Raw genomic sequence first — 24,636 nt, 5'->3', positions numbered from 1 at the left:
TTGTTCCATTTTAGAGATTTGTTTAAGATAAGATATAACTCATTGAGATGTGTCATAGTATTCGTCGTTAGAAAACAATTATTGTGACATTATTTCAATGAGTTATCTATTTTTGTCGTGTACAGAGTGTAATTTGAATACATTGGCATTGCGATTGCAGCAAGAATGGCTAGAATGACCACAGCAATCATAAGTTCAATAAGGGTGAAACCTGATTGTTTAGACTGGCAACTTGAGGCACTGTTTTTAGACATTTTATTACTCGCTTCACAATCGGTACTTATTTATAAAATTAGCACAACTCAGCTTAGATATAATTTGTCTAAATGCTCATTTCACTTACACAACTACAAACCCTGTCACCACAATTTCCATGCAGATGTACTTCTCTTTATTGAGCAAAAATGCAGTAATTGTTTCAAAAAAATATTATAATGTTATAATATATCAAAATATAATTTATTTAATTCAATAAGTTATAAACAAGAAATAAAATTAAGAAAAACTTTTCTAGTATAAAATGATAACCAATATCATATACTCATACAGAGTATATGTTTATATTTTCAAATCACACCATAACTACAATTGCAAAAAAGATCAAAACAGCACTATTCACACAAATATTTTTAAACTAAAAACCACAAAAAATTACACAATTTTTTTTATGATTTGTTCTAGATGTAACTTTCTATACATATTCAGCCATTCACCCCCATTCATCCACTGAGTAGCATGCAAAAAAAAGCGGCTCATCTAAGCCGCTTTTCTATATCATTAAAGATATCTTTATCACTGTTTGATTAATCATTTACAAATCTAAAATTTCATAAATGATATTCATGCTTATTTCTTAAATGGAAAAGCATATTTCACAATACGTTTTAATACACTGCCGTATTGCTTAACCAAGCTAGCATTGTTGTAGTTTAAGCCATATTTTTCACACACAGCTTGCACTTTTGGCGCCATTTGACGATAACGACGCGCAGGCACATCTGGGTACAAATGGTGTTCAATTTGATGGCTTAAATGCCCTGTCAAAATGTGGAATGCTTCTGAACCTGTAAGATTCGATGAACCACGAATTTGACGCATATACCAATGTCCACGGCTTTCATTTTGCATCACTGACTTTGGAAACACTTCTACATCTTTGGTGAAGTGACCGCAGAAAATAATACTAAATGTCCAAATATTACGAAGACCATTCGCAACTAAATTACCTGTAAATACTGGCAGAGCTGATGGCCCAGCAATTAGTGGGAAAAACACATAGTCTTTGAACAATTGTTTGCCAATTTTCTTCTGCATTGGCTGCCATTCTTTTTTAGCTTGTGCTTTGCTTTTACGGCCATTCAAAATTTTACCAATTTCTAAATTCTGAATCGCAACGCCCCACTGGAACAATAAGCAGAATGGAATGCTATATAAAGGTTGCAATAAATAGCCCGATCTCCAACGCTGTTCAGGGAACAAACGCACCAAACCATAGCCAATATCATCATCCATACCTTTAATATTGGTATAAGTATGGTGTTTAAAGTTATGGGTTTGACGCCAGTTGTCTGAAGTACCTACCGTATCCCATTCATAACTTGCACCATTGAATTTAGGATCATTCATCCAGTCATACTGACCATGCATGACATTATGACCTAATTCCATGTTTTCCATAATTTTGGCAAAGCCTAACAAGCCTGTACCCAAAACCCATGCTGGCGGGAACCATCCTGCGAACAATAAGGCACGACCTGCCATTGAGCTATAACGAATGGTTGAATAAACACGGCGGATGTATTTAGCATCTTTTTCGCCAATATCATCCAAAACTTCTTGTTTAATGGCGTCTAATTCACGTGCAAGCTCATCTAATTCAAATTGAGTGAGTTCACGGTTTTTAGGATTGCGGAAATATTCTATTTTTACTGGCATATTCATAATCGGAACTCGCTTATAAATCAATAATTAAATCAGTTTGTGCTGAATTGACGCAGATTTTCAATTGGTTATTCGGTTCGCTGTTTTGAACACCATCGACCAAGTTTTTCGTTGAACCTTCAGCCTTGTTGCATACGCATTTATGGCAAATTCCCATACGACAGCCGTATTTAGGTTTAATATTTTGCTGTTCCAGACTTTCTAAAATGGACTTGCCTTTTGGAATAGTGATAATCTTTTTCGATTGAGTCAGTGTAACTTGTACCAAACCAACATCGTCACTTAAAACAGGCGTCATGCTAAAAGCTTCTGTTTTTAGCAAGGCAGCCTGTGCAAGTAATTGTTCAGCTTGCGTGGTAAAACCCGATGGGCCACATGCAAACACTGCACTTTGCTCAATTTGCGCTAAGTCTTTTAAATGTTCTGCATTTAAACGGCTGTGCGCCAAACTCGGCTCTTGGGTATAAAGCACTTGAAATTTAAAGTTTGGATATTGCTGTGCCCAAGCTTCAAATTGCGCTTTAAATGCTGCATCTGCAAAGGTTTTTACCCAATACATTAAAGTCACTGGAGTGCTACTAAGACGACCAGATTTTGCCATGTCTTGTACCAGACTATACATCGGTGTGATACCGCTACCTGCTGCCAATAGAATTAAAGGCTGGGCTTGTGCAGGCAATTGCATATCACCATAAGGCGCACCAAACTCTAAAGTATCGCCAACTTTGGCTTGCTCAACCAGCCATGTGCTGACTTTGCCCTGATCAACTTTTTTCACTGTCAACAAAACGTGTTGTGCATCAAGCTGAGTCAAACTATAGGTTCGCTCATAGCGTACGCCCTGAATTGTCACATAAACAGGATGATGCTGCCCTGCTGCACCAACTTGGAGTTTTTTATTGAATTGCAAAGTGAAACTCACCACACCTTGTGCGGCAATATCTTTTTTCACAATTTTGCCGAGTGACTGATTCACCGACCATAATGGATTAATTTTTTGCAACCAGAAATTTGCTGCATAAGGATCTAGTACTGCAGTTGCAATACTGGTTAAGGGAGATTTTCTTTTTTCAGTTAGCTGCATGATTCAGCACCACCCGATGAAATTTTAATTATTATACACATGTATATATATTTGTATATACACCCGTATTGTTTCTAATCATTTCACAAGTACTGGCGCAACCGCTATAATGCCTCTAAGCTTATAAACTATTGAAAATATGACTCAGCCTGCCATGAAAACGAACCATGATACGACATTCCTAGAACCTGAAACGGTTCATGAGCCGCTTGTCGTGCGTACTGTTGGACGCAAGGCAACCATTACTAAACAAGAATTATTTCAGGCCGCGTTAAATTTAATTGGTCCACAAAAAAGTATTGCATCTTTAAGTTTGCGTGAAGTTGCACGTGAAGCAGGTATTGCGCCAAATAGTTTTTATCGTCATTTTAAAGATATTGATGAGTTAGCAATTGAATTGATTGACCGTGCAGGTTTGGTATTGCGTCAAATTTTGCATGAAGCACGTTTAAAAGCATCTAAACAAAACAGTATTATTCGTAGCTCGGTTGAAGTATTTATTGAACAATTAGATACCGATGAAGGCAATTTAAGTCTGCTATTACGTGAAGGTTATACGGGTTCAACCTCTTATAAGCTAGCTGTTGAGCGCCAATTGAATTATTTCCAGCAAGAATTGCAGGATGATTTAATTCGTTTAGAACGTTTAAATAACAGCAAGTTAGCGCATCCCGATATTGTCGCAAAAGCCATTACCCAGTTGGTGTTTAATATGGGCGCTAAAGTCATTGATATGCCTGCGACTGAACGTAAAGAAACCGCTGAACAAACCATGACCATGATTCGCATGATTTTAGAAGGTGCACGACATTTGGATGATGCCAAAATTCGTTAACATAACACAGGATAAATCGGGCGATTTTCCTGAATCAGGTCACGCCCGTTTAAGCATTTAATTGCTAGACTTCGCTGTTAAGCGTGTTGTTTTTGAATTAATTGCTGCACATGTGTTGCCGTGGTTTCAGGATTTTCCAAAGGAAACATGTGTCCTCCCTCGACCACACTAAACTCAATTCCATAAGTTTTTTGCATGCCTTGCGGTAAACCTTGCAAATAAAATGGGCTATGCCTTGCTGTAATTAAATGCACAGGTACATCTGGGGCTTTGCGTGGTGTGCGCCACCACCATGCAGGTACGGTTCTAAAAATTTCAGCTTCTACCCGTTTTGGAATTGTTAAAGTCACACCACCTCTTTGTGCATCGACTTGTATGCCGCTGGCAAAATAATCTTCAAAACATTGTGCATCAAATTTTTTAAATAAACGGTTATGCCGCAAAGCTTGATAGGCTTCTGCATGGCTAGCCCAATGATCTCGACGCTTCATGGTCACGGCGGCAGGTGTGAGTTGATCTACATATTTCAGTTTAAATTTTTGTAAAATTTCAAATAATGCCGACTTCGATCCAATCACAAAAGGTGGATCCATAATAATCAATTGAGAAAATAAATCTGGACGCTGATAGGCACACATCAGGGTTAATAATGAACCAAAAGAATGCCCTAAACCAATCACTTGTTGCTTTGGAAACTGCTGCTCAATGTCCTGAATCACTTGATGAATCAAATAGGTCCACTTATAGGTCACAGGAAATTCTGCTTGCATACCAATCAGTGGAATTGCCTTTAAATGATAATCTGCTTCAAAACATTGAAAAAACTTTTGATAACTGGCAGAAGGAATACCATTGGCATGGGTAAAATGAATTGCAGCTTTAGTCATTTAAAATACGCTTAAAAGAAGAATATCGGGTCTGTGACTTGATCTATGCGTACGCGCTTACAGATTCAACACTTGGCACATCAATCATAGATAAAAGATCAACAGCCTTTAAACTACGCATACCACTGGGTTTTGCAAATGACCGGAATGCTGAAAAAGATGAATTATGAGTCATTTTAATGACACATAAGCACTGGTTGCTACTTTGTTTAAGTCTGTGATGTGAAAAATCTCGCACAAAATTTTTATTGCGATATTAAAAAAGCACCCGCTAAACTGCTCCGTAAAAATGAGGCGCAATGCCCAACTTAAAACGTGCAATTTAGAAGATGCCAAATATTTAAAAAAGTGATTGATTAAAACCGACTCAATACAAATACACCGTCTAGACACCTGTATTGAATGCACTCTTTATGGCTTTACCACCACCATCACCTGAATCGCTTCAGGCGTAACCGATAAGCCATCTAACAAACTTAAACCTTCTTTTTGCAATTTCTGTAAACGTGTAATTTCATCTTCACGAATACTTGGGTTAAATTGCTTCAAATAGCTTAAACGGTCAATTTCATATTGCCATTTTTTGCTATATACATCTTTAGCTTGTTGCTTAAATTCAGGCAATGCAGCTTTAGCCAACTCCAAAGCCTGTGTATAACGCGCTTCAATCGCGTCACGGCGTGCTTTCACCACTTGACGACAACTGTTGCCATCTAAATGATGTAAATAAGGTTTTAAAATTTCAGGGGCAATTTTTTGCGATAAATCCTGCCCTTTTTCGCTCAATAAGACACGAATGAGTTGCTGTGGCAAGCTCGACGGTAAGTTCAGCGCTTTCGGTGCAATGACATCCACCTTAAACCAAACTTCCAGTAACACTGAACCTTGTGGCAAAGCGGCAGATTTTAATACCGCAACGTTGGTGCTACCAAAACCTTGTGTATTGATCATTTCCATCACGCTTTCTGTGAATGGATGCTCTAGGGTCAAATACTGTGCATCTTCACGAATTTGCGCCTGATCCCGATAGAACGTCGCGGTCATGCCTTCTTCGTCTAAGGTCAAACCTTGCACTTGCATTTGATCAGTTGGTTTAATAATCACCGTGCCATTGCTTTGTTCATCGAAGTCAATATTGGTCGATGCCATAAAGCGCTTCATAAACATAGGCAACGTGGTATTGTCGTCGTAATCTTCTAAAGCTTGTACAATTTCCTGCGCCACCACAGGACGGCAAGAGTTGTATTCCAACAAACGATCTCGACCCGCTTGAAGTTCTGCTTCCAAAGCTTCACGCTGCACACTGACTGCTTCCAGTAAATCTTCAAACTGTTGTCCTAAATCTGCCAATAAGCAGTGTTTTAAATCGACAATAGAGTTTTCCTGCAAGGTTTGTGCAGTGGGTGAAATATTGCTGAAAATATTGAGTGCTTCGTTATACCAACGGAACATACGTTCTTGCGCAGTACCCACCAAATACGGCACATGAATTTGAATACGGTTTTCTTGACCAATACGATCTAAACGACCAATACGTTGTTCTAACACGTCAGGATTAGCAGGCAAGTCAAACAAAATCAGGTCTGATGCAAACTGGAAGTTACGCCCTTCTGAACCAATTTCGGAACACAATAAAATTTGTGCACCATAAGAATCTTCTGCGAAATATGCTGCCGCTTGGTCACGCTCTAACAAGCTCATGCCTTCATGGAACATTGCAGTACGAATACCTGCATGTAGGCGCAGCGCATTTTCAAGGGCTTCTACCACAGGGCCGCTACGCGCAATTAAAAGCACTTTTTTATGTTTTAAGTCGCTACGCAAACGCTCCATTAACCACATTACACGCGGGTCAGTTTCCATCCAACTGCCATCGAGCTGTGCTTCTTCTGGCCACATTTGTTCACGTAATTTACCATCTTTAGACCAGTTTTCTGGCGCAGGTAACGGCGCAGGCTGACAATCACGACCTGGGAAACCTTGAATTGCTTCACGGGTATTACGGAACAAAATACGCCCTGTACCATGACGGTCTAATAATTCGTGGATGGCACGGAAACGCTGCTCTGGGTTATCTTCAATGCGATGTCCCAACAAGCCTTCCAGTGCAACCAAATGGCTTTCTTCCAATGCGGCATCTGACATTAAGACTTCGGCAATTTTTGCCGTATGTTGATATTGCGCTTCTTCATCCAAGAAACGGTCTAGTGAACTAAAACGCTGCGGATCGAGTAAACGTAAACGCGCAAAATGGCTTTCTACACCCAGTTGCTCAGGCGTTGCTGTAAGCAATAACACCCCTGCGGTTTGTTCGGCTAATTCTTCGACCAGATCATAACGGTCATTACCACCTTCTTCTTCGCTCCACATTAAGTGATGCGCTTCATCGACCACCAGCAAATCAAAACCTGCTTCTAGGGCTTGTTCGCGTAAGTCATCGTGGTCAATCATTAAATCGACTGAAGCAATGATGCATTGTTCGGTCAAGAATGGATTCAGGTCAGGATCGTGTTCTTTAATAGATGCCGTACGGGTTAAATCAAACAAAGAGAATTGCAGATTGAAACGGCGACGCATTTCAATCATCCACTGATATTGCAGCGAATCAGGTACCAAAATCAGGATACGTTCCGCACGTCCTGTTTTGAGTTGCTGATGGATGATCAAACCTGCTTCAATGGTTTTACCTAAACCAACTTCATCTGCCAATAAGACACGTGGCGCAAAACGCTTACCGACTTCATGTGCAATATAAAGTTGATGTGGAATCAAACCTACACGCGAACCCACCAAGCCGCGCAGTGGGCTACTTTGCATATTGGCTTGCATCAACAAGGCTTCAATACGCAAGTCGTACCATTCTTTATAGTCAATTTGGCTAGCAAGCAAGCGGTCTAATGGTTTTGAAAGTTGGATACTTGCACCAATACGGGTTTCATTCAGTGATTTCTTTTCTTCACTCCCATCTTGCAAACGACGCACTACGTTATAACGCAATACGCCATGACGGTCTTCGACCGATTCAACCGTCCACACATTGCCTTCTTGGTCTTGAACTTCATCATTTACATTAAAAATGATACGCGATAAAGGTGCGTTATTGCGTGCATAGACACGGGTTTCATCACTTTTAGGGAATAAAATGCTGACCGATCGCTCATCTACATCAATCAGAACACCAAGTCCTAATTCCGTTTCTGTGTCTGATAACCAACGTTGACCAATAGCAAACTGCTGCAATTTTTCCACCTTTATTTAGAAGTTAGGACGTATAAATTTTTGCGCAAAACCAGCTGAGTATTTGAGCAAAAAATTCAGGGCGTATAGCAATATATTTTGACATAAAGCGCACTAAAAAGAGAGCCTAAAGCACAGGCTTTGCGTAATCTTTTTCGCTTAAAATGGGACTGGGCAAGTAAACTGTACACGTTGCTCAGTTTGTGGATGCAGAAAACTTAATTCTGCTGCATGTAAACACAAACGAGGCATGAGTTGTTGCTGTTCGGGCGTGGCATACAAAGTATCACCAATAATTGGATGACCTAAATATTGCATGTGTACTCGCAGTTGATGCGAACGACCTGTAATCGGCGTCAGTTGCACACGAGTCACAATTTGCCCCTGCAATTCAAATTGCTCCAATGCACGCCAATGCGTTAACGCAGGTTTGTTATGGGTTGCATCGGCAATGTGTAATGGAGGATGTTCAGGATCATAGACCACAGGCACATCTACAGTGCCTTCACCTTGCAGTTGCCCTGCCACCAATGCCTGATAGGTTTTATCGGTTTGGCGTTCTTGAAACTGACGCGAAATTTGTTTTTGCGCCCATTTCGTGAGTGCAAATACCAAAATACCCGAAGTATCACGATCTAAGCGATGAATCAGCAAAGTGCGCGGCTCAATTTTAACTAGACGACTCATCACACAATCTTGCAAATCTGCTGTTTTACCTGGAACGGTGAGTATGCCAGCGGGTTTATGTATCACCATAAACTCATCGTCACGATGAATCAGGTGTTCGCTTAGAAAATTACTCAATTTCAATTCCGGGCCGATCGTGAAAACAAGGCGGCAATAATAAAAAGCCTGACACAGAATTACAATGCAAAATACATCAATTCCCGATGAATTTTCCGATTTACATTCCTTAATCAGACAATCTGCTGAATTTTAAATCAGCCTGCTTTTAGAAATGTGGGTTTTATAGCATGCAGGAGGCTTTGTTGCATAAATATTTTTTAAGATACTGTTTTAAAGGTTTTTAAAATTTAGATAGAAAAATACAATGAAATCATAGTGCAAGATAGTTGCACAACAAAGCCGTTCTGAAGCTATATCTTTGATGGCGGGAGCAAATGAAGTAATAGGATTCATATTTAGTTTGACCAGGCTATTTTAGTGTTTAACAAGACGCTGATCTAAGCCTTTGATATTAAATTGAAGAGTATGTCTTCAATTTAACCTAAAGCATAGATATTTTGGAGATATCTATGCCTTTTAGGACAGTGTTAAGCAGAGGTCAAATTACGCCTTCATTTCCGCAAATGTTTCTTTTGCAGCTTGAATGGTATAAGCAATATCTTCATCACTATGCGCAGATGAAATAAAGCCTGCTTCAAAAGCAGATGGTGCCAAGTTCACTCCACGTTGCAACATCCCGTGGAAGAATTTACGGAAAGCATCGACATCGCATTTCAGCATAGAATCAAAACTGGTGATGTCATCTTGATCAGTAAAGTACAAACCAAACATCGCACCAACTTGTTGTGTCTTGAATGGGATACCTGCTTCATCTGCTGCTGCTTGCAAGCCTGCCAACAATTTTTCCAATTGCGCAGTTAAGTTTTCATAAAAACCTTCGGCACGTAAATGTTTAAACATTTCAATGCCCGCACGCATCGCCAACGGGTTACCAGACAAAGTACCTGCTTGATACACTTTACCTAATGGTGCAATACACTCCATGATTTCGCGTTTACCACCAAATGCGCCTACTGGTAAGCCTGCACCAATAATTTTACCAAGCGTGGTTAGGTCTGGTTTAACATTATAATGTGCTTGAGCACCGCCCAAGCCAACACGGAAACCAGTCATCACTTCATCAATAATAAAGACTGAGCCGTGTTCATCGCAGACATCACGAATTGCTTGCAGGAAACCATCAATTGGTTTAACCAAGTTCATGTTGCCCGCAACTGGCTCAACAATCACCCCTGCGATTTCAGCACCAAACTTTGCAAAACATTCTTTTAAAATGGCGATATCGTTATACGGTAAAGTCAGCGTGTGTTTGGCAAAATCGGCAGGAACACCCGCAGAAGTCGCTTCACCTTCACCACTGGTTAAAAGTCCAGAGCCTGCTTTGACCAACAGCGAATCTGAGTGTCCATGATAGCAACCTTCAAATTTGACGATTTTGTCACGACCTGTATAACCACGCGCCAAACGAATTGCGGTCATGGTGGCTTCTGTACCTGAGTTGGTCATGCGAACCAACTCAATTGAAGGCATAATTTCGCAAATAATATCGGCCAAAGTCGTTTCATGCACCGTTGGCGCACCAAAACTCAAACCATCTTCAGCTGCAGCTTGCACCGCCTGAATAATAGCAGGATGGGCATGACCTAAAATCATTGGTCCCCAAGAACCTACATAGTCGACATAGCGTTTGCCATCGACATCGTACAAATAAGCACCTTTGGCTTTTTCAATAAATACAGGGGTTCCGCCTACCCCGTTAAATGCGCGTACAGGTGAATTGACACCACCTGGAATATGCTTATTGGCTTGTTTAAACAATTGTTCTTGCTTTGGAGATAAGCTCATGGAGGCACTCAACTCAAAAAATAAAATAAAAAATTAGCTGTCTGCTTTAAGTGTCTGCTTTGAAAAGTGCAGACCAATCATAAACACGCTGTGCAACAGTATGCATCGGACGTCTTAATATATCACTAATCACTGCACATAAATCTGCACCTGCTTCAATGACAGGCTGACTGTTTTCAACAGTTAAACCACCAATCGCGCAAATTGGCACATTGAGTTGTTGCTTCGCCAGTGTGAGCGTGTCTAATGTAAGTGTACTTGCCTCAGGTTTAGTTTCAGTTGCATAGACTGCACCAAAAGCAACGTAGTTTGCACCATCGGCAATGGCTTGCTCTGCCAATTCAATCGAGTTATTACAACTGCGACCAATCAATACATCTTGTGGTAAACGTGCAACCGCTTCAACAATAGAGCCATCTTCTTGACCCAAATGTACGCCAACACCATATTTCACTGCAGTTTCAAGATCATCATTAATCACAAATGGCACTTTGTATTGATCACACATCGATTTCATATATTCAATTTCGTATGCCTGCTGAGCTTGAGGCACATTTTTACGGCGATATTGCAACACCGCGACTTCATAAGTTGCCATCGCCCCTTCTAATTTTGCCAAAAGCAGTTCGATAGGATCATCATTGGTAATCAAATATAAACCGCGCATAATCTCAGCCACAAATAATACAAGGTCTGTATTATTACACATTCAGGCGGCATGTGTCAGAACCTCAGGCTCAACAAGTTTTTTTATATAGGCTCTATAAGCTTCTATTTTGTTTGGGTTTTATTGAGTCAAAAACTTAAAAATACCAAATTCTAGTGATAGCGCTAAAAGAAAGATTTAGCTTTAATTGAACTGCGCAAAACAAGAACTGCAACCAGTTCAATAAGATATGGATTTTAAAATCCATACGGGTGACTACAGCGAATAACGACATATTTAGGTCGCCCATTTAGACACATGATCATTTGTGCCAGAGCGCATGTGGGGATGCGACAAATGATCATGTGTCTATATTTTTTCATGCCGCTCTATCAGTAACCTGCTTGCTCTATATCCTTGCTTAAAGATGAATGATTTCTGATTTAACACCATTCTGAATATAATTTTTCACATAAAAAAAGCCTAGAGAAAGGTCACTCTAGGCTTGGAAAGTCACAAACTTTTATCAACAAATTTGATGACACATTATTAGAATATTCACTCTATCATTTCAACAAAAAATTAATTTTATTTGTACATTTTTTATGAAAATAATCACATATCGTTTAGTTTTTGCCTAAACGGTATAACTAAGCGCTCAATTCAACTTGGAATTTTATCTTTAGCACGATCTTGCAAACTTAAATGACCACGCAAAACATCGGCAAACATCCGCCAGTCTGAAATAAAACTATACACAGGCTGTTTAAAACTGGCAGGTTTATTTTTTTCAAAAACAAAGTGCCCGACCCATGCACAAGCATAGCCTGCCAGCAAACCATAGAGTACATATTTGGCTTTTTTATGGCGTATGGCTTTACTCACACAATATAAACCGATACTACTGCCAACAACGTGCAAACGACGGCTCATAATGTTGCGGTGTTCAGTTAAATAAAAGCGATAAAATGTTGAATAATCCTGAATTGGCAATTCAAACTTGGGATCTGGTGTCGGCTCAAATTCGGGGTTTAATGCTGCGTTCATGTTCATCATCCTGATGTTTATAGGTTTGAATTATTTTTGCTACGCTCAACGACACTTTAAACTAAGCCAAAAAAAAACCAAACTCAAGGGTCTGTTGACACTTCGTCTATGTTTGCGACAACGCATATTTTTCAGCTGATATAAGGCATGAGACAGGAAATTTAGTCGTTCTAAATAACTGACTCATAACGCAATAGCAGCAAAAAATATGCTTGTCCTGAAAGGCTGTGGCTAAAACTTTCTCAGATTGCGTTATGAAACTTGGCAATAGTCTCGCTATACCCTACGTTTCATGCCTGATCTGCTCAGTTTTAGCCTACAGCGCAAGCCATTTAGGAAATGCCAACAGACCCTAAAAAAGCCAAGGTCAAGCCTTACTTCTTGGCATATTTTAGTTACAATCAAATGCACTTTTGCAAAACCTCGCTTCTGCAATTTTCACACATTTATAATACCAATTTGTTTGCCATTGCTTTGGCACAACATGCTTTAGGTTTAGGATATTTTTCATGGTCGAAGTTGAATTAAAATTTCAAATTCCAGTCGCACGTCGCACGGCACTACTCAAAACTTTAGACCCGAAAAAATCGACCCAGATTCCATTAAAAGCACGCTATTTTGATACATCCACACACAGTTTGTCCCATCATGGTATGGCGTTAAGACTGCGTTTAGAAGGCGAGCAATGGGTACAAACTTTAAAAGCGGCAGGTCAAAGTCATTTTCATAGTTTTGAACATAACCATCCGCTTGCAGCAACTGAAAATCCAGATACCCCACCTCAACTTGATCTGCAAATTTATCAAAACATTCCCGAAGCACAACAATTGCTAAATCAAGCTTTGGGGCAAAATTGGGATCAGTTAAAACTACAGTTTGAAACTGATATTCAACGTACCTCACGACTAATGACCATTGAAGATACTGACATTGAAATCAGTTTAGATGTTGGTCACATTCGTTGTGCAGGTGCCGAAGTTGAAGTACATGAGGTTGAGTTTGAACTGAAACAAGGTTCAATTCAGCAATTGCTAGCATTTAGTTTTGAATGGGTTAAAAAATTTCATTTATGGTTAGATGTACGCAATAAAGCAGAAATTGGACATTTGCTTTCTGTGCAGCAAAAAGTCAGCCCTGCGGCTCAGAGCAAAGAATTTCAATTCAGTAAAAAAGACCATGCAGACCAAAATTTACGCCTGTTAATTGCACAACAATTACAGCATTTATTGCCTAATATTGCCGCAATTTCTGCACAAGTTGCCGAGCAAAACCATATTGATCAGGCGCAGTTCGCTTTGCAACATTTACAACTAACACTATCCTTATTTAAAGATTGGTCGAAGCATTTAGGCGATAAATGGGCAATGCAAATTGCAGCATTTAAACAACATTTTGATCACCTGCAGCATTTGGAACACATGCAAGCCACACTCGGCGCATTTTTACAGAACCCGACGACTGCAGAGAACCTAAAAAAAGATACCTTGTACGCCCAAGAAAAATTGGTCAATTTAGTGCGTTCAACGCAAAATGTGCATCACTATTTAGAATTATTGATGTTTAGTTTAGCCGCGAGCGATCACTCAGGTTTAGACTTAAAAACTGCCGCACAAAACACGTTGCAACAGCAATATAAGCAGTTGCATGAACAATTACAGCACAGTGATATTCACGATTTTGAAAGTTTAGATCAACTGGCTTTGCGTATTCAGGAACTAAAATTTAGCTTCCCCATTTTGACGCATATTTATGATGTCAAAAATTTGCAGAAATATAGTAAAGCTTTGAATGATGCACAGCTTGCAGCACAGGAATATCAAGTGTTGGCATCTTCTGCAGCATACATTCAACAAACTGAATTGGAAGCGAGCGACTGGTTTGTTTTAGGTTGGCTCACTGCAAAACAGGAAGTGTATGCACAGCGTTTATTGGAAGCGACAGAACAATTTATGGTGAGCCGTAAATTCTTAAAATAAGTATCCTTAACATCCTCAAAGCACACGCTAAAAATACTGCAATACAACGGCAGCCTTGTGAATATTCATTCGGCTGCTTTGTGTTAAAAACTGAATACAAATTATTTTATTTTTCAAGCTTTTGTTCACAATTCTCCCCTTGTTCATTTATAGATTTACACTATAGTAAAGAGAACTTATCTTGTTTCATCGAGGGCATTCCCGATGTGTGAAATAGAATTAAAATTTCAAATTCCACACAACTATCGTGCGGCATTTGAAAAAGCATTTAAAAAGAACAAACTGGTTCAACAACAACGCTTATGGGCTAAATATTATGATAGTCCTGAACAGCACTTAGCCAAGCAACGCATTGCCCTGCGTCAGCGTTTAGAGGGCGATATTTGGAAACAAACTTTAAAAGCGCCTAGTCCACAACATTATGAACGCTTTGAGCTTGAACATGAATTAGGACATGATGCGCCTGAATTGTGTGATTTGGCATGTTATGAAAATCATAAACAAGCACGAAAGATTTTAAAAAAAGCCTTAGACGGTTCAGAGGTAGATTTAACCCTGCAGTTTGAAACCGATGTTTTACGCTACAGCCAATTGGCACATTATAAAAACAGCCAAATTGAAGTTGCTTTTGATTTAGGTGAAATCCGCCAAAGCAAAAATTCGGTTGAAATTTACGAAGTTGAGTTTGAACTGAAACAAGGTGAAATTGCAGACTTAATTGCCTATATTCAGCCGTGGATTAAAAAATATCATTTATGGCTCGACACACGCAGTAAATCGCAGCGTGGCAATATGCTGTATAACAATGAAACCATGATTCCTGTACAGCAGCAAAGTGCTTTACAATTGCAACACCCCGAAAATATGCATGAGTTGTTGACACAAATTACTCAGAATTGTTTGGCACACTTGCTACCCAATGCAGCTGCGATTGCCAGTCAAGATTATGCCAGTGGGCATGTGCATCAAGCACGTGTTGCAATTCGACGTTTACGCAGCGCCTTAAAAATCTTTGCTCAATATGATGCACTGGCAAATCACAATTGGGAAAGTCAATTGGCTAGCCTCTTTCAGCAGTTAGGTTCGACCCGCGATCAAGATGCTTTGCGTGAAAGTCTGATTCCACAACTTGAAAACGTAGGCTCACCTATTACTGAGCTACCCCCTGGAGCATCTAAAAATATTGCGATTGATGCAATTTTCCGTTCACCAAGCACAACCTTATTACTGTTACAACTTATGAGTTTTTCGCATTCGGCAGCGGTTACAGATGCAGAATCAAAACCATTGAAAAAAGTGTTACGTAAACGCTTGCAGAAATTGCATCAACAAATTTGTGATGATGCAGGTCATTTCCAAACCTTAGATGTGGACTCTAAACACCGCACACGTAAGCGTGTGAAACGCTTACGCTATACCGTGGAGTTTGTGAGCAGTTTATTTGCAGAAGATGATGTCAAAACATATTTAAAAACTCTAAAACCATTACAGGAAACTTTAGGACATTTTAATGATTTGATGGTGGCACAAGGTTTATTCGAAAGCCATACCCAAGCGGAACCGAAAACATGGTTTGTATTGGGATGGATTGCGTCTGAAGAGCGTCATATTTCCATACAGATCGAACAGGATTTACAGCAGTTTGCTGAAAGTCAGCCTTTTTGGTCGTAGTTAAAGTTTGATCATCAATCAATGATCACCTTTAAGCTCAACAGAGATGCATTTCATTTTGAGCTTTTTTATATTTAATCTTAATATTGCACACTTTCTAAAAGCTTAACGATATTTACCAAACACTTTCCATGTTTGGTTATCCGCTAAAGGGTCTTGATAGCTGTCACTGCGCTGCTTACGTGGCTTATCGCGCGCATCGACCAGTTCAAAATGCGGTTCAACACTTAACACAATACCATTCACATAAAAACGGGTGCGCGTGTAGTCACTTTGCCCATGCTGAAACACATAAGTACGCAAATCAATAAACTCACGATGTGCCACCAGTGCTGCATTGTCATCACTGTCTAACCAACGCTGCATGAGCTGAATTTCCTGCGGTTCAAATTGCCCACATTTTTCGATCAGGCTGGCAATCCCCCGAAAAGTTTTCGATTCTTTGGCGCGGGTTTTATTCACTCGAATCCGATCGACATGAAAATAAAATAAGGGCAAGTTCAAATGACTGGGTAAATGCACCGCATCAATGACTGCATCTTGCATAAAAGGCTGAAATAAATCCTGTGCACGTTCAATCAACCCTGTCCATTGTTTATAGTATTCTGCTACTTCTGCGCGTGTTCCATAATAAATCGGCAAGCCTTCAACATGGGCAAGTTGCACGGGTGGCCAAATATTTTGACGTAATAAAGCAATGTCGCTTTTTAAACTTTGTACCGCAATCGCATCTTGCATCAACCACTCCAATTTTGCTTAGGCTATTTTTAGCTTAAGGCAAAGGTTTTGTTTCTGCAAGGCTTTGCCTATAATGAAACATTCAGATTTTTAGCTTAGGAAAAATTCATGGTTCAAAAGATTGAAGCAACCGATGTAACCGAAGAAGAAGCATTAAATGCGGCTTTTTTTGAACGTGCCGATGAATTTATTAAACAGGCCAATGGCTTCTGTCATTTTGAAAAAGGCTCCACAGTAAAACCTGCCGAAATTCGTGGTCAGGTGAGTGCTGCCATGTTATTTGCTACTGCACGTTTTAATACTTGGGTGGCAGCCAATAATTTTAAAGATGGCAATGAAATGCGCGATGCCAAAGACCAAGTTATGTCATATATCTTGCAGCAATTTCAAATGATGCTTGAAGATAACTATGATGAATATTGCGAACAGTTTGAAAACTATTTGCGCTTCCGTCACAACGAAGAATTTCATACCCATAAACATGATCACGACCACTCGCACGATCATTAATTTTGCATATAAACAAAGCCCTACGGGGCTTTTTTATTGCGGCTAATTTTCAAACTTGTAGATTTCGATAAATAACCCTTCCCTTTTGTAACATGATGGCTTTGAATAGTGAAATAATAGCGTCATAAAACAGGATCATTATGCAGAATCTAGGATTTGCACTCATTGATGCACATATTCATCAGTGGGATCCGTATAACACGCCACACAGCGCACGACTTGCTGTTAAGCTTTTGGGCAAGCATCCCAATTTGCTAGATAAAACCATCCGCCTGATAAAACCGAAAACACTCATTGAAACTTTGGGACGCACCGAGCACGTCACATCGCCCTATTTACCTGAGCATTATGCCCGTGACTTAGGTTTTTATACGGCTGAAAAAGTTGTGCATATTGAAGCCAATTGGCACGACCATAAAGGCAAAGGCGTAGTTGGTGAAACCGAATTTATAGAAAGTCTGGATTTTAAAAATAATGGTTTGGCTTTGGGCGCGATTGTCGCCACTGCAGACCCGCGCGATTCTAATTTTAAGAAAATTCTAAAATTACATCACAAAGCCTCTCCAAACTTCCGTGGAATTCGTAAAATGGCAGCCGTGCATGAAGATCACGGGATTTTCTCTTGGGCAGACGAACCACATTTATATCGGAACAAAAAGTTTCTAAAAGGTTTTGAAGCTTTAGCGCAATATAATTTAAGTTTTGATGCATGGACGTATTCGACCCAATTGGGCGATGTCTTGGCGCTGGCTAAACAATTTCCAGAAACTTCTATTGTACTTGACCATTTGGGCACACCTGCAGGGCTGTTCGGGCAAGTTGGCACACATACAGGCGTGACCAAAACAGCACGGGAAAACATTCTGTTTCGTTGGCAAGAAGATATTGCCGAGTTGGCACACTGTCCAAATGTTTACAGCAAAATTTCAGGGTTATTTATGCCTGTTTTAGGACATCAATTTCACTTGCAAAAACGTGAAGCCTCAAAACAGGAAATTATAGATTTAACTGCACCACTGATTCAGCATGCCTTACAAAGCTTTGGAATATATCGGTTGATGTTTGCTTCCAATTTTCCAATGGATCGAGTGAGCACGTCTTTGGTCAATTTAATTGATGCGACTAGTGATATTGTTGCGGCCTATCATCCAAATGCTTTGCAGCAAGTGTTTCATCATAATGCCAAACAGTTTTATCGTTTATAAAGCTTTAGCCAATTGAGCATAGATAGCAAACTTGAAGACAAAAAACGCATCGAAATGGATGCGTTTTTTGTATCTGCTCAAAATTAAATTGAATCTTTATTTAGACTGCGGCTTTAACGGCAGCACCTCAACATTGGCTTGACCATATTGATCGGCGGCTACTTCAAGCAAATGTTCTAAGCGTAAATATTTCTGAATCACAGCATCTACATCGGCTTTGCTGAGTTTTGCTAACGCTTGATCACGTCGCTCACGGTAACGTAAATCACGACCTTGTTCTAATTGCGGTACCAACATACGGTGGATACTGCGTTCATCTTCTAAGGCAGTCACACGTTTTTTCAAAATATCGGCTTTTGCAGCTTCAACTTCTTGCAAGCTGACACCATCACGGCGCAAATCCTGCAACACTTTATGCACCGCCTGTGACACTTGAGCCGACTTGCCTGCACTGTATTGCGCAGAAATACTGAGCGCACCCGATTGTTCAAATTCACTTAAACTCAAACCACTACTAAAACCATAAACCAATGCATTTTTTTCACGTAGTTCTTGTGCCAAACGTGAAGACAATTGCGATTCACCCAAAATATAACTCAGCACCATCATGGCAGGTGTGTCAGGATGATTCACACCCAAAGGTAAGGTCAATAAACTTTGATAACTGCCAAATTCGCGCTGTTCTGCCAATACATGCAACTTTTTCGCAGGATATGCCGTATAGGCTGAATCTAAGCGTTGATATGCTTCCGTATTGCGTGATTGTCCTAAACGCTGGGTTAAAGTTTTTTTGATTTGTTTCGGATCAAACTCACCTGTAATGGCAATCTGTGCATGATTCATGGCAAAAAATTGACGATATAACTGCTGCACCTGCGCTTGGGTTGCAGTTTGCAGTTGTTGCTTCGCAAATTCAGGCTCGAAGTGATAGCGTAAATCGCCCTGCGGATAAATTTCAATTAAACGCGCCATAGTCAAAGCTGCTACAGTTTCAGGCTCGGTATAAGGTCGTTCTAAACTGGATAAACTTTGAGAACGAATTAAATCAAACTGACTTTGCTCAAAACTTGGGTTTTGCATGACATCTAAAACAAAATTAAAAAACGCATTAAACTTTTCATTTTTTGCCACAATTTGAATATGAATCGCATTAGCATCGGCTTGTGCAAAAGCCGAACCACCTGCAGCAATTGACTGATCGGCGATGTCTTGCAAACTATGCTCTTGAGATGCACGCAGCAACAAATACGCGGTTAAATCTAAAATTTCGCCCTGCTTAAATAAAGATTGTGCCGTACCAAAATTTACCGAAATGGTGGCATAGGTTTTATCATCACGAGTTGCAGTTGGAAATAATGCATACTTGGCACCATTTTTTAAGCTGCCACGCTGAATCTTTTTTTCATTTTGAATCAAAGCTTGTTTAGATTTTTGCACATAGTCTGTCACTTCTTGCTGATAACTTTTCACATCTTTCAAAGGTGTAACAGGTGTATCTTGCTGATCTAAAGTTTTTGCTGTATTTAGATTATTTTTTGCTGTGAGTGCCTGTTTTTGATCTTCAGGTGTGGGCTGAATATCGCCAATGACCCGATGCTGTGCAGTGAAGAACTGTTTTAAACGCTGATTTAGTTCATCTGCATTTAACTGTTGAATATTGTTTAAATCACGCCAATATTGTGTCCAATCACCCTGATAAGCCACAGCATAATCACTCAAGCGACCACCCAAAGCCACCGCATCATTCATTACACTGTCTGCCTGATTTTGAATCAAGTTTTTGACGCGTTGTAACTCGGCATCATCAAAGTTTTTTGCCTGTTCGATGCTTTGATTCAAGCCAGTTTGTACTTGCTTGGCATCATGATTGGGTGCATACAAAGCCCCCATCAGCACCAAATTAAAATCTTGATCTAACCATGTGCTGGACTGCACCATGGTACTTTTGCCTGTTTCTACCAGTGTTTGATACAAATGCCCACTCGGTTGCAACGTATGTAAATAAGGTGACAGCGCCAAAGCGGTTTTGATCTTTTCGTCATTGCCATTTAAATACAGATTAAACTTGGCCAGTTGACTGCCCTTTTGTACCACAAAATTTCGTTGCTGAATTTTGTTGCTGTCTAATCGTGGCACTTGTACTTGTTTGGGAATTTGTCGTGCTGCAATTGGACTAAAATGTTGATCAATTTGTTTTAACACCGCTGCCTGATCAAACTTGCCTGTCATCACTAAAATGGCATTATTCGGCGCGTACCATGTGCGATAAAATTGATTTAACTCCTGCATTTTAATGGATTGCAGTTCATTTAAATCGCCAATGGGTAAGCGTCCGAAATACTGATTGCCATAGGCCGATTTCCACACCTGATCTAACAAGACTGAAAACGGTTGATCCATACGCACTTCGCGTTCACGCTTTACAATCGCAATTTCGGCAGGCACATATTTTTCCTGCATGACCAATTTATCCATGCGTTCCGCTTCAAGATAAATCATCTCATTGACGGCGCGAGTTTCAGGACGAATGATGTTGGTGTATTTAGTGGAGTAATAGTCGGTGCTGGCATTGTGCATTAAACTATATTGATCTAAACGGCGCTGAAACTCCTCGGCAGGTACGTTTTCTGTACCTTTAAATGCCAAATGTTCCAACAAGTGTGCCAAACCACCTTTGCCTTGTGGATCATTCAATGAACCCGTTAAATACACCATATTCATAAAGACTTTATTTTCTTTCTGATTGGGTGCCAAAATGACTTTTAAGCCATTATCAAGTTGATATTCTTGTATTTCTTGCTTAGATTTTACTAAAACTGGCTGCGCGAAAATCACGCCATTAAATGCCAGTACACATAAAGATAAAGTGAGAGTTTTAAAACGTAGCAACTTCTTTTTCCCGATTGATTTCATTCTATTTTTGATTTGCCATCGAAAATGGCAATTTTCAACTTCAGCGCAACAGCATACCAAGCTGCGATTAAAGCAACCGTAAAAATTTGCAAAAGATATGATTTAAACCAAGCAAAACTAGCAAACTACTCTCATCTCAGCTTTTTTCCAATAAAGAAAGATGAAAACTCAATATGACAAAAATAAAGCAATGATCAATCGTAAATTTGACTATGCATTTGATCATTTTTAAAGGATGAAAGAAGTCTAATGCAGGACATAGTTTAAATCATGATTTCGCCCTGCAAATATAGCTGTGCATAACCTGAAATTTCGATACGATCATTAGGTAAAATTTTGCAATACAGTACGCCACCTCGGGCTGAAGCCTGATAAGCCACAAGTTCGGTTTGCTGTAATTTTTCTGCCCAAAGCGGTGCAATCGCAGTATGAATTGAACCTGTAACAGGGTCTTCTGCAATCCCCATAGCAGGTGCAAAATAGCGCGATACGCAGTCATACTGTGTATTTGCAGATGCAGTAATCGCAACATCAACACTCGACTGCGCCGTAATGGCTGTGCGCAATTGTCCCAATTGTTTTAATAATTCAAGATTAGGCTGTTCATCTAGCACATCTTGTACCGATTCATATTCCACAATATAGGCTTGAGCATTGATATAGACGTTTTTAAACGGTTTAGTTAACGCTTGACGCAAAATGTCGGGATAATCTGTAACTTGCTGTGCAGCACGAATCGGGAAATTCATGCAAATTTTGCCATCTTGCTGTTGCTGAACTGTAAAAATCCCCAAATTTTTCACATGAAATTGAATTGTCTTTGCCTCGGTATAATCCTTAAATAAAACAAAGCTGCTGGCAAGTGTAGCATGTCCACAAAAATCGACTTCTGTTGTGGGTGTAAACCAGCGAATTTCAAAGTTTTCCGCATCTATCATTTTGACAAAAGCGGTTTCAGACAGATTATTTTCCAATGCGATATTTTGCATTAAATCATCGGCTAACCATGTTTTACTAACAAGTACGGCAGCAGGATTGCCTTTAAATAATTCATGGCTAAAAGCATCGACTTGGTAAATTTTCATTAATGAACTCATGATCCTAAAAATATATACACTTATTTCATCTTAAGTTCTTTTCACTATAAGTGCCTAGCCAATTTCTGTACTTTCAATCTGCCAAGCGGGTTGATTTTGGACTAATTCGGCATAAAGCGAGCAGTAGTATCAGGGAAGTATGTTATTGGCTGTGATGCCAAGTTTGTAAAAGCTGTCTTCTTTAGCCCAACATTGGGCTTTTTAGCGCTTAGCTTTCTAGTTTTTAATCGTTGTGATACTGCTGCTCATTTTGGCAAGCACACCAAAAAAATATTTATCAATAAGCAATACTTTCCCCCATTCTTATCGCATAATAGAGCCATCTCAAACGCACTGTATTTGCGATTTAATTGGAAATCGCCCGTTTTTCCTTTTAAATACTCTCAATTTTCCCAATTTATTGAATTTAAAGAAGCATTTCTTATGAAAATCGTCATCTTAAATAAACCATATGACGTTCTCTCTCAATTCCGTGAAGATGAAAAACATCTCACCATGTCGGCTTTTGTTGATGATCCAGACTTACGTTTAGCTGGTCGTTTAGATATGGATTCGGAAGGCTTGGTGTTCTTGACTGATCATGGCGGCTTGAATCAGTTTATTACCAATCCAGCCAATAAAAAATACAAAACCTATTTGGTTCAAGTCGATGGTGATGTCACTGAAGATGCCTTGGCACAATTGCGTAAAGGCGTGGAACTGAAAGATGGCATGACTTTGCCTGCGCAAGCGTATAAAGTCGATGAGCCTGAATGGTTGTGGGAGCGTGATCCTCCTGTACGTTTCCGTGCTTCTGTACCTACTTCGTGGATTGAAATTTCAATTTGTGAAGGTCGCAACCGCCAAGTGCGTCGTATGACGGCTGCGGTTGGTTTTCCAACTTTGCGTTTAATCCGCACCAAAATTGGTTCAATTGACTTGGTACAATTGGGTTTACAACCCGGTGAAACTAAAGAAATCGAACCGTTGTTGTATCCTGATTTTAAAGATGTGCCTGCTGCTGAACCGTATCGCTCGCGTTCGTATGTGAAAAAACCTGGTGGTACGGGTGGCAAGCCAATCCATCAAAAGAAAAATAAAGATGGCACTACCAAGAAAAAATCAGGTACGCCACGTATTTGGCAAATGGAAGAAAGTGAAAAGCCACGTCGTAAGACCAATGGTACCACACGTCCTAATACCAAAAGCCGTGGACGTCGGGCGCGTTAAATAAAAAGGAATAAGCTCACTCATTATAGTGGGCTTATTCCATTATTTTAAAGGAGTTCAGACTCTAGTATTTGAATATACTTTGGTAAATCCTGCTCTATAAGTTCACGAAACTTTTCAGTCAGAATTTTTCTTAATTTTTCTGTATCCCCACTTTCTATAAAATCACCAATATCATTTTCAGACAAAATTAATTTCTGAAATGACTGATGCCATTTAGGCTGTAAATTCTTGTCAACACGATTAAAAAAACTTTTGTGTTTGCGGTATATTTCAAAAAGCCTTTCACGAACTTCTTGTTCACCTGCTCCAATTTTTAAATCAAAATTAACAACATGATTTCTTATATTGAACTCATACAAATAAATAGTATTATTTTCTAAATTTCCATCCTTTGGAAACAGACCTTTATCCTTTAATTTCTCAATATTTTTATGCAAAAATATTGGTTGAAAGCGGACATAAGTTTTATTACTGTTATAAGGTAACAATAACTTCTCTTGCTCGATAAGTTCACGTAAAATATTACCAATTTCACTTGTATCATTTGGCGTACTATATTTAAAAACTAAATCGAAAGCAGACTTATATCTCTTATAGAGTTTTTTTGCGATATCTTCAATTTCTTTATTTTCATTCAACATAGATTTTAACGTCTGTAAATATTGCTCAAGAACAAATTTGGTTTTTTCAGCCAAATTAGCTGATTATTTTAGGATTTTTTGTTCAATCAGCTTACTAATATGACCATAATTTAACTGAACATAATGTTTTGAATCCTGATCATTAATATTTTGATCTTCCAAAGACAAATAAATATAAATCTTATGTTTATAATCAGGATAACTTGTTTCAATAATATTTCTATATTTTCTAAGCTGACCTTTTCCTTCTCCAGAGTATATTTTATTTTCAATCATCATAAGTTGACAAAAATAACTAATCATGCGAAAAAGTTTTTTTAGTTAACAGATGTTCACACATGCCTCGAATTGTTTCTGTACCACTTAGTTTAGAACAGCGAGAACGACTCATTTTTCTGGCCAAG

General features: G+C 39.4%; 19 protein-coding genes and 2 pseudogenes. 7 read left to right on the top strand and 14 right to left on the bottom strand.

Features of this window, described 5'->3' with window-relative positions:
- Nucleotides 1-104 precede the first annotated feature (104 nt).
- The 3 genes and pseudogenes from FTT70_RS12480 to FTT70_RS12470 all read right to left on the bottom strand — a co-directional run.
- Nucleotides 105-254, bottom strand: a pseudogene (locus tag FTT70_RS12480) (prepilin-type N-terminal cleavage/methylation domain-containing protein); the annotation flags it as partial.
- Nucleotides 255-846: 592 nt separating this feature from the next.
- A complete protein-coding gene (locus FTT70_RS12475) occupies nucleotides 847-1,941 on the bottom strand; it encodes an acyl-CoA desaturase (protein ID WP_180168684.1) in 1,095 nt (364 codons plus the stop codon).
- Nucleotides 1,942-1,954: 13 nt separating this feature from the next.
- A complete protein-coding gene (locus FTT70_RS12470) occupies nucleotides 1,955-3,025 on the bottom strand; it encodes a ferredoxin reductase (protein WP_180168683.1) in 1,071 nt (356 codons plus the stop codon).
- Nucleotides 3,026-3,179: 154 nt separating this feature from the next.
- On the opposite strand from FTT70_RS12470, the gene fabR reads away from it, so the two are divergent.
- Nucleotides 3,180-3,860: an HTH-type transcriptional repressor FabR gene (gene fabR, locus FTT70_RS12465; RefSeq protein WP_180168682.1), complete on the top strand. Its 681-nt coding sequence runs from the start codon at nucleotides 3,180-3,182 to the stop codon at nucleotides 3,858-3,860.
- 77 nt (nucleotides 3,861-3,937) lie between these two features.
- Here the strand turns inward: fabR and FTT70_RS12460 are convergent, their stop codons facing one another.
- The 6 genes from FTT70_RS12460 to FTT70_RS12435 all read right to left on the bottom strand — a co-directional run bounded on the left by FTT70_RS12460 (nucleotide 3,938) and on the right by FTT70_RS12435 (nucleotide 12,275).
- Nucleotides 3,938-4,747, bottom strand: coding sequence for an alpha/beta fold hydrolase (locus tag FTT70_RS12460; RefSeq protein WP_104852176.1), 810 nt, complete (start codon nucleotides 4,745-4,747; stop codon nucleotides 3,938-3,940).
- 411 nt (nucleotides 4,748-5,158) lie between these two features.
- On the bottom strand, nucleotides 5,159-7,996 hold the full coding sequence (gene rapA / locus FTT70_RS12455) for an RNA polymerase-associated protein RapA (RefSeq protein ID WP_180168681.1): 2,838 nt from the start codon (nucleotides 7,994-7,996) through the stop codon (nucleotides 5,159-5,161).
- Nucleotides 7,997-8,143: 147 nt separating this feature from the next.
- On the bottom strand, nucleotides 8,144-8,788 hold the full coding sequence (locus tag FTT70_RS12450) for an RluA family pseudouridine synthase (protein ID WP_180168680.1): 645 nt from the start codon (nucleotides 8,786-8,788) through the stop codon (nucleotides 8,144-8,146).
- A gap of 486 nt (nucleotides 8,789-9,274) precedes the next feature.
- On the bottom strand, nucleotides 9,275-10,576 hold the full coding sequence (gene hemL / locus FTT70_RS12445; protein WP_180168679.1) for a glutamate-1-semialdehyde 2,1-aminomutase: 1,302 nt from the start codon (nucleotides 10,574-10,576) through the stop codon (nucleotides 9,275-9,277).
- Nucleotides 10,577-10,622: 46 nt separating this feature from the next.
- A complete protein-coding gene (thiE, locus tag FTT70_RS12440) occupies nucleotides 10,623-11,243 on the bottom strand; it encodes a thiamine phosphate synthase (protein ID WP_096900945.1) in 621 nt (206 codons plus the stop codon).
- Between the two features lie 642 nt (nucleotides 11,244-11,885).
- Nucleotides 11,886-12,275 carry an Mpo1-like protein gene (locus FTT70_RS12435; protein WP_373682974.1) on the bottom strand — a complete coding sequence of 130 codons (390 nt, stop codon included), beginning with the start codon at nucleotides 12,273-12,275 and terminating at the stop codon, nucleotides 11,886-11,888.
- A 503-nt stretch (nucleotides 12,276-12,778) separates the two neighbouring features.
- Between FTT70_RS12435 and FTT70_RS12430 the strand changes: the two genes are divergently transcribed.
- Together FTT70_RS12430 and FTT70_RS12425 are read left to right on the top strand one after the other, a co-directional pair.
- Nucleotides 12,779-14,245, top strand: coding sequence for a CYTH domain-containing protein (locus FTT70_RS12430; protein ID WP_180168678.1), 1,467 nt, complete (start codon nucleotides 12,779-12,781; stop codon nucleotides 14,243-14,245).
- A gap of 204 nt (nucleotides 14,246-14,449) precedes the next feature.
- Nucleotides 14,450-15,916, top strand: coding sequence for a CHAD domain-containing protein (locus FTT70_RS12425; protein ID WP_180168677.1), 1,467 nt, complete (start codon nucleotides 14,450-14,452; stop codon nucleotides 15,914-15,916).
- Between the two features lie 105 nt (nucleotides 15,917-16,021).
- Here FTT70_RS12425 and FTT70_RS12420 read toward each other — a convergent pair whose 3' ends face one another.
- Nucleotides 16,022-16,654, bottom strand: coding sequence for a hypothetical protein (locus tag FTT70_RS12420; protein ID WP_178318945.1), 633 nt, complete (start codon nucleotides 16,652-16,654; stop codon nucleotides 16,022-16,024).
- A 108-nt stretch (nucleotides 16,655-16,762) separates the two neighbouring features.
- Here FTT70_RS12420 and FTT70_RS12415 point away from each other — a divergent pair, with 108 nt between their 5' ends.
- Both FTT70_RS12415 and FTT70_RS12410 read left to right on the top strand, forming a co-directional pair.
- Nucleotides 16,763-17,164, top strand: coding sequence for a DUF3144 domain-containing protein (locus FTT70_RS12415; RefSeq protein WP_004973007.1), 402 nt, complete (start codon nucleotides 16,763-16,765; stop codon nucleotides 17,162-17,164).
- A gap of 140 nt (nucleotides 17,165-17,304) precedes the next feature.
- Nucleotides 17,305-18,369 (top strand): amidohydrolase, encoded by a 1,065-nt coding sequence (locus FTT70_RS12410; RefSeq protein ID WP_180168676.1) that lies wholly within the window; start codon nucleotides 17,305-17,307, stop codon nucleotides 18,367-18,369.
- Nucleotides 18,370-18,465: 96 nt separating this feature from the next.
- Here FTT70_RS12410 and FTT70_RS12405 read toward each other — a convergent pair whose 3' ends face one another.
- Nucleotides 18,466-21,282 carry a pitrilysin family protein gene (locus FTT70_RS12405; RefSeq protein ID WP_180168675.1) on the bottom strand — a complete coding sequence of 939 codons (2,817 nt, stop codon included), beginning with the start codon at nucleotides 21,280-21,282 and terminating at the stop codon, nucleotides 18,466-18,468.
- Between the two features lie 263 nt (nucleotides 21,283-21,545).
- Nucleotides 21,546-22,367 (bottom strand): PhzF family phenazine biosynthesis protein, encoded by an 822-nt coding sequence (locus FTT70_RS12400; RefSeq protein WP_180168674.1) that lies wholly within the window; start codon nucleotides 22,365-22,367, stop codon nucleotides 21,546-21,548.
- Nucleotides 22,368-22,802: 435 nt separating this feature from the next.
- Between FTT70_RS12400 and FTT70_RS12395 the strand changes: the two genes are divergently transcribed.
- Nucleotides 22,803-23,588: an rRNA large subunit pseudouridine synthase E gene (locus FTT70_RS12395; RefSeq protein ID WP_096901872.1), complete on the top strand. Its 786-nt coding sequence runs from the start codon at nucleotides 22,803-22,805 to the stop codon at nucleotides 23,586-23,588.
- Nucleotides 23,589-23,635: 47 nt separating this feature from the next.
- Here the strand turns inward: FTT70_RS12395 and FTT70_RS12390 are convergent, their stop codons facing one another.
- Both FTT70_RS12390 and FTT70_RS12385 read right to left on the bottom strand, forming a co-directional pair.
- Nucleotides 23,636-24,286: a hypothetical protein gene (locus FTT70_RS12390; protein WP_180168673.1), complete on the bottom strand. Its 651-nt coding sequence runs from the start codon at nucleotides 24,284-24,286 to the stop codon at nucleotides 23,636-23,638.
- 9 nt (nucleotides 24,287-24,295) lie between these two features.
- Nucleotides 24,296-24,511, bottom strand: coding sequence for a PD-(D/E)XK nuclease family protein (locus tag FTT70_RS12385; RefSeq protein ID WP_180168672.1), 216 nt, complete (start codon nucleotides 24,509-24,511; stop codon nucleotides 24,296-24,298).
- Between the two features lie 59 nt (nucleotides 24,512-24,570).
- Between FTT70_RS12385 and FTT70_RS13740 the strand changes: the two are divergent.
- Nucleotides 24,571-24,636: pseudogene (locus tag FTT70_RS13740) on the top strand (helix-turn-helix domain-containing protein); the annotation flags it as partial.

This window comes from Acinetobacter sp. YH01003, assembly GCF_013420525.1.
Lineage (GTDB): Bacteria > Pseudomonadota > Gammaproteobacteria > Pseudomonadales > Moraxellaceae > Acinetobacter > Acinetobacter towneri.
The sequence above is the reverse complement of the archived record's forward strand: the minus strand, read 5'-3'. Positions and strand labels throughout refer to the sequence as shown.

Bases quoted from the DNA above. Each gene is read 5' to 3' on its own strand.
- FTT70_RS12475 (WP_180168684.1), bottom strand. From the start codon at position 1,941: ATGAATATGCCAGTAAAAATAGAATATTTCCGCAATCCTAAAAACCGT.
- FTT70_RS12470 (WP_180168683.1), bottom strand. From the start codon at position 3,025: ATGCAGCTAACTGAAAAAAGAAAATCTCCCTTAACCAGTATTGCAACT.
- fabR (WP_180168682.1), top strand. From the start codon at position 3,180: ATGAAAACGAACCATGATACGACATTCCTAGAACCTGAAACGGTTCAT.
- FTT70_RS12460 (WP_104852176.1), bottom strand. From the start codon at position 4,747: ATGACTAAAGCTGCAATTCATTTTACCCATGCCAATGGTATTCCTTCT.
- hemL (WP_180168679.1), bottom strand. From the start codon at position 10,576: ATGAGCTTATCTCCAAAGCAAGAACAATTGTTTAAACAAGCCAATAAG.
- thiE (WP_096900945.1), bottom strand. From the start codon at position 11,243: ATGCGCGGTTTATATTTGATTACCAATGATGATCCTATCGAACTGCTT.
- FTT70_RS12435 (WP_373682974.1), bottom strand. From the start codon at position 12,275: ATGAACATGAACGCAGCATTAAACCCCGAATTTGAGCCGACACCAGAT.
- FTT70_RS12430 (WP_180168678.1), top strand. From the start codon at position 12,779: ATGGTCGAAGTTGAATTAAAATTTCAAATTCCAGTCGCACGTCGCACG.
- FTT70_RS12425 (WP_180168677.1), top strand. From the start codon at position 14,450: ATGTGTGAAATAGAATTAAAATTTCAAATTCCACACAACTATCGTGCG.
- FTT70_RS12420 (WP_178318945.1), bottom strand. From the start codon at position 16,654: ATGCAAGATGCGATTGCGGTACAAAGTTTAAAAAGCGACATTGCTTTA.
- FTT70_RS12415 (WP_004973007.1), top strand. From the start codon at position 16,763: ATGGTTCAAAAGATTGAAGCAACCGATGTAACCGAAGAAGAAGCATTA.
- FTT70_RS12410 (WP_180168676.1), top strand. From the start codon at position 17,305: ATGCAGAATCTAGGATTTGCACTCATTGATGCACATATTCATCAGTGG.
- FTT70_RS12405 (WP_180168675.1), bottom strand. From the start codon at position 21,282: ATGAAATCAATCGGGAAAAAGAAGTTGCTACGTTTTAAAACTCTCACT.
- FTT70_RS12400 (WP_180168674.1), bottom strand. From the start codon at position 22,367: ATGAAAATTTACCAAGTCGATGCTTTTAGCCATGAATTATTTAAAGGC.
- FTT70_RS12395 (WP_096901872.1), top strand. From the start codon at position 22,803: ATGAAAATCGTCATCTTAAATAAACCATATGACGTTCTCTCTCAATTC.
- FTT70_RS12385 (WP_180168672.1), bottom strand. From the start codon at position 24,511: ATGATGATTGAAAATAAAATATACTCTGGAGAAGGAAAAGGTCAGCTT.